This is a genomic window from Pleomorphomonas sp. T1.2MG-36 (assembly GCF_950100655.1).
Lineage (GTDB): Bacteria > Pseudomonadota > Alphaproteobacteria > Rhizobiales > Pleomorphomonadaceae > Pleomorphomonas.
In genome coordinates, this window is the sequence record NZ_CATNLY010000012.1 from 582,576 (window position 1) to 595,173 (window position 12,598).

A 12,598-nucleotide genomic window follows, 5' to 3' on the forward strand; every position below is an offset into this window, starting at 1 on the left:
GCGCGGCATACCCGGTTGCGGGTCGATCCGTCGCATGAAAGAGGCCGCCTATCTTTGGCGGGCAGCAAAGTCAGGCGAAGCCGGGTGGCGCCCGTTGCGGCGGAGGCCCACCCGCTGGCGTCAATCGAAGAACGGTCTCCGGCGCGGCAGGCCTAAGCCAGAAGGCAAAACGTGCCCGTTCCGGCAAGCCGACTGGCGCCGGCAGGTCGGCGACGATGCTGCCGAGACAGCAGGAGAGGCAATCGTGAGCGATCCGGGCCGGCTCTTCGCCGGGCTGCGCCGCACCGGCTCCAGCCATCGCCGAACACAGGACGAGGTCGCCACCGATACCGTCGCGCGCTTCGGCACGCGCAATGGCGAGCGGGGCCAGCGCTTGCAAGAGAAGCGCATAGACGAACAGGACGCGCAGCAGGCTGCACGCCAACCCCGCCAGCCCTTGCCGCCGATCGTTACCGGTCATGGCTCCCCACAGGCATATCCGACGAAACACTTACCAGATCGTCTCGGCAGTGCAATGTCCAACGGGAAAGACTCGACCAGCGGCACGCCCGCGTATAGAGAAGCGGCAGACGGCAACGCCTCCTTCTTTTGGCAGGAGTCGCCGCATTCGGAGAATTTGCCCATCGCCATGCGAACCGGCCTCGCGAAGGCCAGAGTTCTGGACGTCGCCCATGCTCAACACGTTTCATCCTGTCGGCGACAAACTCGAATACGCCCCCAATTGCGGCACCCTGGTGCCCGACCAGAAGACGCTGTGGATCGACCTGATGACGCCGACGCGCGCGGAGGAGTTGGCGGTCGAGCAGCTCATCGGCGCAGAGCTTCCCACCCGCGCCGAGATGGAAGAGATCGAGCCGTCGAGCCGGCTATCGGTCGCCAATGACGTCCTCTACCTCACTGCCGCCCTGCCCTGCCGCGCCGGCAGCAACGATCCGGGCATTACCGTCGTCACCTTCGTGCTCACCGACAAGCATCTCGTCACCGTGCGCTACGATGAGCCGGGCACCATCCCTCTTGCCATCAAGAACGTGACGACGGCGGGGGCCAACGTGACGACGCCGCATGGCGCGCTGCTGACCATTCTGGAGGCCGCCATCGATCGGCTGGCAGACGTCATCGAGCAATCCGGCGCCCGTATCGAGACGATCGCCCGCCGGGTATTCGAGGACGACTCGCGCACCTCGCCGTCGGGCGACCGCTACAAGAGCTCGCTGCGACGCATCGGCCGCGAAGGCCTGCGTCTCGGCCATTTTCAGGAGAGCCTGATCTCCCTCTCCCGCCTCCTCCTGTTCCTCACCGCCAAGATGGAAGGACCGCGTTATTCCAAGGAAGACGTGGCCCGCCTGAAGCCGATGAAGAGCGACGTGACCGCGCTCGCCGACCATTGCCGCGGCCAGGAAGAACGCATCACCTTCCTGCTCGATGCAACGCTGGGCCTCATCTCGATCCAGCAGAACGACACCATCAAGATCTTCTCGGTTCTTGCCGTGATCTTCATGCCGCCGACGTTGGTCGCAAGCTTCTACGGCATGAACTTCCGCTACATGCCCGAGCTCGAGTGGTCCTTCGGTTATCTCTGGGGCATCGCCGCCATGATCCTGTCGGCGGCCGGCACCTACGGCCTTTTCCGGTGGAAACGATGGCTATGAGGCGCGCGTAGCGTTTGATGTAGGGTAGCCCAAACGACGAATATTATGACGCGTCGCTGGCCAGAAAAGAAATCGAGGCGGTTGCACAGGCTCACCCGCAGATTTGGGCTTGCGACAGGCGAAATTCCGAAAGTAAGACTTAAAAATCTACGTTGAAAATGGCTTCTTAGGGATCGCCATGTGATCAACCGCCTCGATGAGCCCGATCATCTCGGGACCGATGCTCCATCGCATGCAGCCCGGCGGATTCCTATGATCTAATACGTAGCAGCCCGCAAATGGTCATCGCGTGCCAGTCATCCCGCATTCCGTGTCAGCTTTTCGCGCGCGATGAAGGCGTGACTGGGTGCCATCGAACCTCGGCCTATCGCCCGATGCTTTCGATCCATTGCGCCCAGCCCATTTCCGACAGCTTCCAGGCTACGTCCGGCAAGCTTCGCCCCGTATCGGCCAAATGCCGCACCTCGCGAGGCGACAGCCCGTACTCGCGGCGAAAGGCCCGGCTGAAATTCTCGGCACTGGAGAAGCAATGGGCACTGCCGATCTCGGCAATCGACACATGCCGCCAATCGGGCGACCGCAGCGCCTGCAAGGCACGCTGCAAACGCCGCCGATTGACGTAGGTGGCAAAGCCGCCAACCGGCTCGAACAGCCGGTAGGCTTTCCGTCGCGACAGACCGAACGCCGCAAGCAAGCCGTCGAGGCCGAGATCGGGGTCGAGGAGATTGTCGTCGACGTGGCGGCGCAAACCAACGAAGCTGGCCAGGTTCACGCCGGCTGCGGCCCGTTCGTCCGCGTGTCCATTGATGGCGGCGGCGGCAAGATCGAGGAGCGGCGGAATCGCCACCTCCGCCTCGCGAAGCGTCATGTTGTCGAGCTGGCCGTAAAAGCTCTTCAGACTTTCGCGAAACAGCGCGACCAGCGGCTGTCCCGCAGGAATGACCCTCATATGCGCGGCATCCGCGCATTCGAGCCGTGGCGCCATCAATCGGCGCGGAACGACGAAGCTGATCTGGTCGTGGTCGGTCGTGGTGGTCGAAAGCGGCTGCGCCATGTCGATGACATAGAGGTCGCCCTCGCTGGCGACTTCCGAGTTGCTGCCCCCGCGCGAAGCGCTTCGTCCGCTGAGGTAGAACTGCAACAGGTAGCCGTCCATGCCGTCGCGGGCGATCTTGTAACGTGAGCGGTCAAAATCCTGAGCGGTGCCTCTTAGGCGCCCGAGCGCGACATCGCCCATGAAAGCCGCATCGACATTGGCAAAGAAGCCTTCCTCGATGCTCTTTCGCAAACGGGAATCGAAAATGACGCCGATCGCCTCGTCCCAGGCCGGTTGCGCAAGGCGGGGCGGCAAGGCTCGGGTGTCGAAGCGAGAGCGAAGGAGTTTCGTTTCGGGGGATATCGCGCTCATCTGAAGTCGGGCGCTCCGCTCGTCGAGTAGGAACCGACAATCTGGGGAAATACCCATACATGGCAAGGGCGGAATATCAAGCAGCCCGAGCAAGGCAGAGTCCGACCCCATGTGACAACGCCCGGCTCCAAGGCCGGGCGTCGGATCGAACTGGTTCCAAGCCTGATCGGGGTCGCGTCAGGCCACCGTCAGGCGATACTTGGCAAATCCCTCGCCGGCATCGCCGACTTTCTCCACCTTCACGCCGGCAGGCACGGTATCCAGCGTCGCGTTGGGCGAATTGGGGAAGATGAGATTGACGCCCTCGGGCAACTTGGCAATCGACCAGTTGCCATCCGCCGACGGATTGATGGTCTTGTTCTCGATGATGTAGCGGACGATGACGTCGCGGTTGCTGTCCGGTCCCTGGAAGACCACCGTGCTGCCATCGGCGCCGGGGAAGTGACCGCCGCCGCCGGCACGGTAGTTGTTGGTCACCACCAGGAACTCCTGCGTCGGCTGGACCGGCTTGCCTTGGTAGGCAAGGTCCACGATGCGGTGCGCATCGGGCGCCACCACCTTGCCGTCGTTGTCGTAGCGCTTCTCCTGCGTCACATCGATGCGGTAGGTGACGCCGTCGATGACGTCGTAATTGTAGGACGGGAACGACGTGTCGATCAGCGGCTGCTCGTCGGTCTTCGTCGGATCGATTTGGTTGAAGATGCCGGCCGAGCGTTCCAGCCACTCCCTCACCTGTTCCCCGGTCACCTTCACGATGCGGATGGTGTTCGGGTAGAGATAGATGTCGGCAACGTTCTTGATGGCGATCGGCCCCTTGGGCACGAAGGTGTAGTAATCCGGCCCCGAGCGACCGCCACACTTGAACGGAGCCGCCGCCGACAGGACCGGCAGATCGGGCAGCCCCGCCGCCTTGGCCTGAGCGGCGCCATACCAGAGCTGGGCCTGGCTGACGATCTGCACCGACGGGTCGTCGGCCACCAGCGCCCAGTAGCTGGAGATCGGAGCCGAGGTTTCGCCGACGGGACGGCGGACATAGTCCAGCGTCGCCTCGTGATCGTCCTTCACCGACGCGAGCACGGCCGGCATCGCATCCACCCGCGAGACGATCTTCTTGTCGGCCGTCCGTTCGTAGATCGGCCGCGCCTCGACCTTGAAGCCACTGACCTTCCAGCCCTCGCCATCCTTGACGAGATCGAGGTCGATGACGCCGAGGTGGCTGCCCCAGAAGCCGGGCATGACCGTCGGCACGCCGTTGAGCGTCCCCTTCTCGATGTCGGCGCCGTCGATGCCGGCGAAGTCCTTGCCGGGGAAGACCAGATGCTGATGGCCGGTGAAGATCGCATCGATGCCCGGCACCCGCGACAGGAACAGGGCCGCGTTCTCCTCGCCCCCCGCCCGTTCGCCGCCAGCAATGCCGGAGTGGCAGAGCGCCACGACCACGTCCGACTGCTTGCGCAGCGCCGGCAGATACTTGCCCGCGGCATCGACGATGTCGATGGTGGTCGCCTTGCCCGCGAGGTTGTCCTTGTCCCACTGGACGATCTGCGGCGGCACGAAGCCGATGACGCCGATGCGCAGCACGTGTTCGGCGCCCGTGGCATCGGTCACCTTGGCATCGAAGACGCGGGTCGGCTCGATGAGCGGCGTGCCGTCGGGCTTCAGAACGTTGGCGCAGACGGCTGGGAACTCGGCGCCCGACAGCGCCTTGCCGAGAAAATCGAGCCCATAGTTGAACTCGTGGTTGCCGAGCGTGCCGCAGAGGTAGCCGAGGCCATTCATCGCCGCGACGACGGGGTGCTTGTTGCCGCCATCAAGCCCCTTCTCATAGGCGATGTAGTCGCCGAGCGGGCTGCCCTGGAGGAGGTCACCGTTGTCGAACAGAACGGCATTGCGCACTTCGTCGCGAGCGGCGGCGATCAGGGCCGCCGTCTTGGCCAGACCGACGGTGTCGTCGGCCTTGTCGCGATAGTAGTCGTAGGGGTAGACGTTGACGTGAAGATCCGTGGTCGCCATCAGGCGAAGGCGAACCGCAGGTTCGGCGGCCGCGGCGACCGTGGGGACAAAAGCGACGAGCGCGCCGGCGGCGGTAGCAAGAAGCAGTTCGCGGCGGCTGAGACGGTGGATCGGCATAACGACTTGTCTCCCAAATGAACGCCCGCGACCGGGCGAAACGTACCGGCGACGACGCGGGGTCCGCGCTACCGGAAATCCTGCAGGCGCTTTCTCTGCCGTCCATCGGCATCGAAATTGTCCGGCTTCAGCCAAGCCTCGAAGGCGGCCCTCAGCGTCGGCCACTCCTTGTCGATCATGGAGAACCACGCGGTATCACGGTTGCGTCCCTTGACTATGACGGCTTGGCGGAAAGTGCCCTCATAGGTAAAACCCAACCGCGCGGCCGCCTTCATCGACGGCCCGTTGAGGGCGTTGCATTTCCATTCGTAGCGGCGGTAACCCAACCCTTCGAAGGCATGCTTCATGAGCAGGTAGTGCGCTTCGGTGGAGATGGCCGAGCGCTGCATGAGCGGCGACCACGTCACCCAGCCCACCTCGATCGAGCCGTTGACGGGATCGATGCGGAGGTAGGAGACGATGCCCACCGCTTTCCCGCTCGACCTGTCGACCGCCGCGAAGAACAGCGGATCCTCCGAGGACACGAGAGGACCGACCCAGGCGGCCAACTCAGATTCGCTAGCGAAGGGGCCAACCGCCAGATAGGTCCACATCCGGCCGGCTTGGTCTGCGGAGTAGGCGGCGAACAGATCCGGCACGTGAGCGACGGACAACGGCTCGAGCCGAACCGTCCGACCGTCCAGCACCATGTGCGCCGGACGCTGACGCGGCACCCAGCCCGCCACCACCTGTCCGATGGGATCGCCCTGGTCGGTCATCTCCTGCAAGCCCATGTCCTTCCCCCCGAACAACGCGCAATCCGGCGAGCGCAAGGCGCCGCTCAATTCTGTGTTGTAACATCGTTTTGCGGAAAGCCGTCTCGCGTTTCCGCGCGACGCGCCTGCCGTTTGCAATGGCTCTCTATTTGCCGATCACGCCGGCAAGCTGGACCCGATTCCGCCCGAGCGCGGCGAGTACCGCCTGGACAATGCCCTGCGCATCGAGGCCGGCATCGGCATACATGCGTTCCGGCCTGTCGTGATCGACGAAGGTGTCGGGCAGCGTCAGCGCACGGAACCGGAAGCCCCGGTCGAAGCGGCCGTCGTCGATGAGCGCCTGCGCCACCTGACTGCCGAAACCGCCGGTGGAGCCTTCCTCAACGGTGATCAGAAGTTCGTGGTTGGCGGCGAGCTGGCGGATCAGTTCGCGATCGAGGGGTTTGGCAAAACGCGCGTCGGCAACCGTGGCGGGGAGACCGAAGGTGGCCAGTTCCTCGGCGGCCTTCAGCGCCTCTCCGAGACGGGTGCCAAAAGACAGGATCGCCACCTTGCCGCCCTCGGAGACAATGCGACCGCGACCGATCTCAAGCGGCTGCCCGCGCAGCGGCAGATCGACGCCGACACCCTCGCCGCGCGGATAGCGGAAAGCGATGGGGCCGCCGTCATAGGCTGCCGCCGTCGCCACCATGTGCCTGAGTTCCGCCTCGTCGCCCGGCGCCATCACCACCATGTTGGGCAGGCAGGTGAGAAAGGCCGTATCGAAGGCGCCGGCATGGGTGGCACCGTCGGCACCGACGAAGCCGGCACGGTCGATCGGCAAACGAACGGGGAGGTTCTGCAGCGCGACGTCGTGCACGACCTGATCATAGGCACGCTGCAGGAAGGTCGAATAGATGGCGCAGAACGGCTTCAACCCCTCCGTCGCCATGCCCGCTGCGAAGGTCACCGCATGCTGCTCGGCGATACCGACGTCGAACATCCGGTCGGGAAAGACGTCGGCGAAGAGATCGAGCCCCGTGCCGGCCGGCATGGCGGCGGTGATGCCGACGATGCGTTCGTCGCGCCGTCCCTCGTCGACCAGCGTTTCGCCGAACACCTGGGTGTAGCTCGGCGCATTGGCCTTCGGCTTGACCTGGGCACCGGTCACCACGTCGAACCGGCCTACGCCGTGATACTTGTCGGCCGCAGCCTCGGCCGGCGGATAGCCCTTGCCCTTCTTGGTGACGACGTGCAGAAGCACCGGCCCGTCCTTGGCATTGCGGACATTGCGCAGCACCGGCAGCAGATGGGACAGATTGTGCCCGTCGATGGGGCCGACGTAGTAGAAGCCGAGTTCCTCGAACAGCGTGCCGCCGGTCAGGAAGCCGCGCGCATACTCCTCGGCCCGCTGCGCCTTCTGCCGAAGGCCCTTCGGCAGGTTGAAGGCGAGCTGCTTCATGGCTTCGCGCAGCGTCAGATAGGTCGGTCCGGAAACGAGGCGCGCCAGATAGGCGCTCATGGCGCCGGTCGGCGGAGCGATCGACATGTCGTTGTCGTTGAGGATGACGACAAGCCGGCTGTCCATGGCACCGGCGTTGTTCATCGCCTCGTAGGCCATGCCGGCCGACATGGCGCCATCGCCGATGACGGCGATCACCTGGTTGTCGTCGCCCTTGAGATCGCGCGCCACGGCCATGCCGAGGCCGGCCGAAATCGAGGTGGAGGAATGACCGGCCCCAAACGGATCGTAGACGCTCTCGGCACGTCTGGTGAAGCCGGAGAGACCGCCGCCCTGACGCAAGGTGCGGATGTCGCCGCGCCGCCCCGTGAGAATCTTGTGCGGATAGCCCTGATGACCGACGTCCCAGATCAGCCGGTCGCGCGGCGTGTCGAATACGGCATGCAACGCCACGGTCAATTCGACGACACCCAACCCGGCGCCGAGATGGCCACCGGTCACGGACACCGCGTCGATCATCTCGGCGCGCACCTCGGCGGCGAGTTGCTCAAGCTCGGTGATCGACAGCATCTTGAGGTCGTCAGGCGACGACACCTTGTCGAGGAGCGGGGTGGCGGGACGCGGCAATCCAAAAATCCGTGAAATTACGAGGGCAAGCCCCTTACCCTCAGATACCAGTCAATCACAGTCTCTTCAATTCGCAAGCGATGTGTTTATCAAGCTAAATTGCGGCAGATGCTGGGACACTCATCGAGCGAGACCGAATTGGATCTCGATGAGATGGTAGGGCGAACCCGGTCCCCGCCAGTCATGATAGACCTCCCGGCTTTCACCGGAAAAGACGTGCCGCGACCGCTCGATGTCCGAGATCAGCGGTCCATAACCCTTTGAAAACAGCGTCCGCAGGGAGCCTCGATGCAGGGCCGAAGCGGCGATGATGGGTTCGAGATGGGCCAGTTCGAACCGCCCGGAATAGGCCGGCGGCCGCTCGATCGGCAGGCAGATCCGCCAGTCGAACGGGGTCTTTCCATCACGCGGCAGGTTGTTGGCGATGAAAATCCAGGGACCGGCGACGACCAATCCCAACTCCTCCACCTCGGCCATCATGACCGGCGACAGCTCGGCCGAGACCGCCGCCACGTCCCGGATGCAAATCCTCCGGGCCGCGCTCAGCACCCACATGTCCTGCGTTTCGACGATGTTCATCCGGCTCCCCTTGCTTCTCTGGGCAAGCTACCGGGGAATCGATCGGCACCAAGAGGCGGGATGAGAATTCCTTTCCAACCCAGACGGCAAAGCAAAGGCCGATTGGAAAATCGTACCCTCGCCTGCCCTCATTTCCCGTCGAGCGGTTCGGCGCCACTCGCCGATCCGGCGCCATCGGGCTCGGACTTTCCAACTTTGGCCATCGTGGCTGGGGGAACGGTATCAGCGCAGCCGACGACCATCGGCGTCAAAGACGAGTATGTCATCCGCCCGGCAGCGCAAGGACAGCACTTCGCCCACCCTGGACCGGTGATCGCCCCGCTGCGCGAAGCGAATGACGGTTCCGTCGGCCAGGCGGCCATGGACAATGGACTCGCCGCCCAGATTCTCGACGACGGACACATCGAGCTGAAAAACAACGTCGCCGGCGTCGTCGCCGATGCCCAGGCTCTCCGGTCGGATACCGAGCGTCACGTTCGCGCCCAGCGGCGGCATCGTCGTAAGCCGCAGGCGCGCAGTCGTTGAGGCAACCGCTGCGCTATTGTCCGCCTGGATCGTGGCAGGCAGCATGTTCATCTTCGGCGAACCGATGAAGCCGGCCACGAACAGATTGTCCGGATCCCGATAGAGATCGACAGGGCGGCCGATTTGCTCGACCACACCGGCGCGCAGCACGACGATCTTGTCGGCCAGCGTCATGGCCTCGACCTGATCGTGGGTCACATAGACCATCGTCGAGCCGAGTTGCTGATGCAGCTTGGCGATCTCGATGCGCATCTGGACGCGCAGTTCGGCGTCAAGGTTGCTGAGCGGCTCGTCGAACAGGAAGGCGGTGGGCTGCCGGACGATCGCCCGGCCTATGGCAACCCGCTGCCGCTGACCGCCCGAAAGCTGCGACGGCTTGCGCCCCATCAAAGGCTCCAACTGAAGGATGGCGGCCGCTTCCCGCACGCGCCGCTCCGTCTCGATCTTCGACGTCCCGGTCATGCGCAGGCCGAAGCTCATGTTCCCGGCCACGGTCATGTGCGGATAGAGCGCGTAGGATTGAAACACCATGGCGAGGCCGCGCTCGGAGGGCGCGACATTGTTGACGATGCGATCGTTGATCAGCAGGTCGCCGCTCGTCACATCCTCAAGGCCGGCGATCATCCGCAGCAGCGTCGACTTTCCGCATCCGGAAGGCCCCACGAAGACGCAGAACTCCCCCGTTTCTATCGCCAGATCCACGCCATGAATGACTTTCGCCGCTCCGAAAGCCTTGGTGATTTGCCGCAACTCGATCGCGCTCATACGGACACCGCCTTCCACCACCCAAGAACCGTTGCCTGATCCAACGTCGGCACCGGGCCGGACGGCGCCGCCAGATATTCGGCAAGCGCCTTGCGGAAGGCGCGCGCAACCGGCCGGGCGTCCAGATCGGTCGCGACGTCGGCCGCGCAGAGGATGAGACGTCCCCGTCCGATCCTGGCCTCTGCGACCAGCATCAGATCGCGATTGGCGTTCCAGTCGTCGATGACCCGCACAATGGGTGCAAAGCCGACATCCGCCGTGTCGAAGGCCCGGCGGCGGTGGGTCAGCTCCCACCAGTGCCAGTCGGAATGGCTCGCTGTCGGGAAATGCTCGAAAAGCCGGTTGTCGGCTTCGACCAGCAGTCCGAGCGTATGAGGCGCCTGACCGCTGGTCCAGAGCGTGTTCCAGAAGGCGGCGGTATGTCCGAGGACGGCGTTCGGCTTCATGGCCTCCGGCGGCGGTGATAGCACCAGCGTCTCGCCGTCGGCGACGCGCGCCAACGTGGCCTCGTCGAGCGTCTCGACAAGTGGCAGGACGGGGTCCGTGGCGACAGCGCCACCCATCACCCACAATCCCCAGCGATTGCGATAGTCGGTCCCCTCGAGCGTCAGCACGATGTCATAGCGAGCCGGCGCAGGACGTTCGGACAGATCGATCTCGATGTCACCGAGCGTATGCAGGTATCCGCTTTCGAGCCGAAGGCCGTCGACATGTCCCTCATCCACCACGGTTCCACGATCGTCGCAGAGCTGCCAGACGATCGTCGGGTTTTCGAGTGCAGTCGGACCGAACTGCGCCAGTTGAACGGTCGCGACAAACCGTTCGCCCGCAATCTTCACAAAGCCGTCGGCCCGCAGGAGCGGCACGATCGGAGCGCAAAACTCGCGGAACTCCGCCGCATCGACATAGGGCTTTGGGTCCCAGAAGGCGTCGACAACACCGACGAGCGCCGTACCCTGGCCGGAAAAGTCCTGCAATCCAAGGAGTTGAGTTCCGGCCATGTCCGGCGTGCGTAGCGCCGCCTCGATCTCTTCCTTGTAGAGTTGGGTCTGCAACGCACCACTGGCCAGCATCATCCGTCGGGCGAGCGCGCCCCGCCCTTTCGCGGCGAGGTCGTCGCGCACCATCATGAAGTTGCGCGCCTCCAGAACGCCGCCGTACTTGCTGATTTCGGCAAGGTCGGGATAGACGCACCACTGACCGGTCTCGTGACTGACCAGCGCCATCGGAGCCGCGTCGACCCAGTCGCTCCAGTCGGTGCGCGTTTCTAGCGGCCGGGCGTTGAGGCGACCGTCAAGGCCCTCGCCCCAACGCTGGTTGCGCGGCTCGGGCTTCGAGATGTAGTCGGCCCGCTGGATGGTCGGCCAGCCGGACCCGCCGGTGTAGACGCGACGGTCGTCGCGGGCATGCCAGTCGTCGATGAAGCGTTCGAGGAAGGCGTGGACGCCTGATCCGTTCACCTCGTTGCCCACGCAGAGCATGACGAAACTCGGGTGATTTCCGTAGCTGGCGACGATGCGCTCCGCCTCGACGTGGATATAGCGGTCGAGGGCCGGATCGGCACCAAGCATCGGCCAGACCGGCGTCTCGACATGCAGCAGCATGCCGAGACGGTCGGCGACCTCGAAGGCGGCCTCCGGCGGGCAGTAGGAGTGATAGCGGATGTGATTGAGGCCGTAGGCCTTGGCGGTGCGGAAGACCTTCTCCCAACCCTCCGGATCGGTCGGCGGATAGCCGGTCAGCGGGAAGATGCAGCAGTCGAGCGTGCCACGCAGGAAGACGGGGCGGCCGTTGAGCTTCAGGCACCGGCCGTCCCGCACGAAGCTCCGGATGCCGAAGCTGGTCGCGCGCCGGTCGAGTTCGACACCGTCGCGCATCCAGCGAACCGTGAGCCGATGGACGACGGGCGAAAACTCGTCCCAGACGCCGGTCTCGGCGGGAAGGTCCGCGTCGATGGTAATCGGGGTGAAACCGCTTGAGACAACAATGGGTTTCCGGATGACGATCGGTTCGGCAACGCCCTCCAGGGCGAATTCGAGGACCAACTGATCGTCGTGCGGGTCGCTCCAGAAGGACGGGAAGCGGTTGTCGGCATCGAAGGCATCGAGTTCGATCCTGACCGTCACGTGGCGGTCGGGCGCACGCACGTCCAGCCGGGCGATCGATGCTCTGGCGGCCTCCACGCGCAGATAGCCGACGACGCCGTTCCAGTTGGTCTGCGTGTGATCGGTGTTCGAGTGGGCGACGGCCTTCATCATGGCGCTGTCGCGAACGATGGCGTCACCAACGGCCTCGAAGCGGCCGTTGTCGATCATCATGACGATCCGGTGTTCGCCGGCACTCAGCGGACCGGCCATCATCCGCACCGCCGTGGACAAGCTCTCGTCCCGTCCGAGCTTGTAGCCGTCGAGCCAGATGTTGACCTCGCCGTGCGGCCGCTCCAGCGCGATGGTGAAGAAGTGGTCCTCCAAGCCCTCCGGAACGCTGAAGCTGCGCCCATACCAGGCCTTGCCCACATAGGGATGGCGGCGGCTGAGATGGGCCATCGTCCGCGTCGTCGTCAGCGGCGTCTTGGCGGCTTCGTCGACGCTCCCAGGAAGGGCGATCGTGTCGTTCAGCCCGGAGACATGCCAGGCCTCCGCCTCGCCTCTGCCGGTCGGATCGAGCGCAAAGGACCATTGTCCCTCAAGGGGAATCGAAAACAGCATGTCGGCCTCTG

General features: G+C 64.5%; 9 protein-coding genes. 1 reads left to right on the forward strand and 8 read right to left on the reverse strand.

Annotation, left to right across the window (positions count from 1 at the left end):
• Positions 1 to 70 precede the first annotated feature (70 nt).
• Positions 71 to 460, reverse strand: a complete 390-nt coding sequence (locus QQZ18_RS09610; protein ID WP_284540467.1) for a DUF2946 family protein — start codon at positions 458 to 460, stop codon at positions 71 to 73.
• Between the two features lie 211 nt (positions 461 to 671).
• On the opposite strand from QQZ18_RS09610, the gene QQZ18_RS09615 reads away from it, so the two are divergent.
• Positions 672 to 1,649, forward strand: coding sequence for a magnesium transporter CorA family protein (locus QQZ18_RS09615; protein WP_284540469.1), 978 nt, complete (start codon positions 672 to 674; stop codon positions 1,647 to 1,649).
• 364 nt (positions 1,650 to 2,013) lie between these two features.
• On the opposite strand, the gene QQZ18_RS09620 is transcribed toward QQZ18_RS09615, so the two are convergent.
• The 7 genes from QQZ18_RS09620 to QQZ18_RS09650 all read right to left on the reverse strand — a co-directional run bounded on the left by QQZ18_RS09620 (position 2,014) and on the right by QQZ18_RS09650 (position 12,587).
• Complete coding sequence (locus tag QQZ18_RS09620) at positions 2,014 to 3,057, reverse strand: helix-turn-helix domain-containing protein (protein WP_284540471.1); 1,044 nt, start codon at positions 3,055 to 3,057, stop codon at positions 2,014 to 2,016.
• Between the two features lie 177 nt (positions 3,058 to 3,234).
• On the reverse strand, positions 3,235 to 5,187 hold the full coding sequence (locus QQZ18_RS09625) for a bifunctional 2',3'-cyclic-nucleotide 2'-phosphodiesterase/3'-nucleotidase (RefSeq protein ID WP_284540473.1): 1,953 nt from the start codon (positions 5,185 to 5,187) through the stop codon (positions 3,235 to 3,237).
• Between the two features lie 68 nt (positions 5,188 to 5,255).
• Positions 5,256 to 5,960, reverse strand: coding sequence for a GNAT family N-acetyltransferase (locus tag QQZ18_RS09630; protein WP_284540475.1), 705 nt, complete (start codon positions 5,958 to 5,960; stop codon positions 5,256 to 5,258).
• A gap of 127 nt (positions 5,961 to 6,087) precedes the next feature.
• The gene (gene dxs, locus QQZ18_RS09635) at positions 6,088 to 8,010 is read right to left on the reverse strand and encodes a 1-deoxy-D-xylulose-5-phosphate synthase (protein WP_284540477.1); all 1,923 of its coding nucleotides are present in this window, start codon (positions 8,008 to 8,010) and stop codon (positions 6,088 to 6,090) included.
• Between the two features lie 120 nt (positions 8,011 to 8,130).
• A complete protein-coding gene (locus QQZ18_RS09640; protein WP_284540479.1) occupies positions 8,131 to 8,589 on the reverse strand; it encodes a hypothetical protein in 459 nt (152 codons plus the stop codon).
• Positions 8,590 to 8,811: 222 nt separating this feature from the next.
• Positions 8,812 to 9,879 carry an ABC transporter ATP-binding protein gene (locus QQZ18_RS09645; RefSeq protein WP_284540481.1) on the reverse strand — a complete coding sequence of 356 codons (1,068 nt, stop codon included), beginning with the start codon at positions 9,877 to 9,879 and terminating at the stop codon, positions 8,812 to 8,814.
• Complete coding sequence (locus QQZ18_RS09650) at positions 9,876 to 12,587, reverse strand: sugar-binding domain-containing protein (RefSeq protein ID WP_284540483.1); 2,712 nt, start codon at positions 12,585 to 12,587, stop codon at positions 9,876 to 9,878. The genes QQZ18_RS09645 and QQZ18_RS09650 overlap by 4 nt, the downstream gene beginning before the upstream one ends.
• Positions 12,588 to 12,598: the final 11 nt, after the last annotated feature.

Coding starts and splice junctions, on each gene's coding strand:
- QQZ18_RS09645 (WP_284540481.1), bottom strand. CDS start 9,879: ATGAGCGCGATCGAGTTGCGGCAAATCACCAAGGCTTTCGGAGCGGCG.
- QQZ18_RS09625 (WP_284540473.1), bottom strand. CDS start 5,187: ATGCCGATCCACCGTCTCAGCCGCCGCGAACTGCTTCTTGCTACCGCC.
- QQZ18_RS09650 (WP_284540483.1), bottom strand. CDS start 12,587: ATGCTGTTTTCGATTCCCCTTGAGGGACAATGGTCCTTTGCGCTCGAT.
- QQZ18_RS09610 (WP_284540467.1), bottom strand. CDS start 460: ATGACCGGTAACGATCGGCGGCAAGGGCTGGCGGGGTTGGCGTGCAGC.
- QQZ18_RS09640 (WP_284540479.1), bottom strand. CDS start 8,589: ATGAACATCGTCGAAACGCAGGACATGTGGGTGCTGAGCGCGGCCCGG.
- QQZ18_RS09615 (WP_284540469.1), top strand. CDS start 672: ATGCTCAACACGTTTCATCCTGTCGGCGACAAACTCGAATACGCCCCC.
- QQZ18_RS09620 (WP_284540471.1), bottom strand. CDS start 3,057: ATGAGCGCGATATCCCCCGAAACGAAACTCCTTCGCTCTCGCTTCGAC.
- QQZ18_RS09630 (WP_284540475.1), bottom strand. CDS start 5,960: ATGGGCTTGCAGGAGATGACCGACCAGGGCGATCCCATCGGACAGGTG.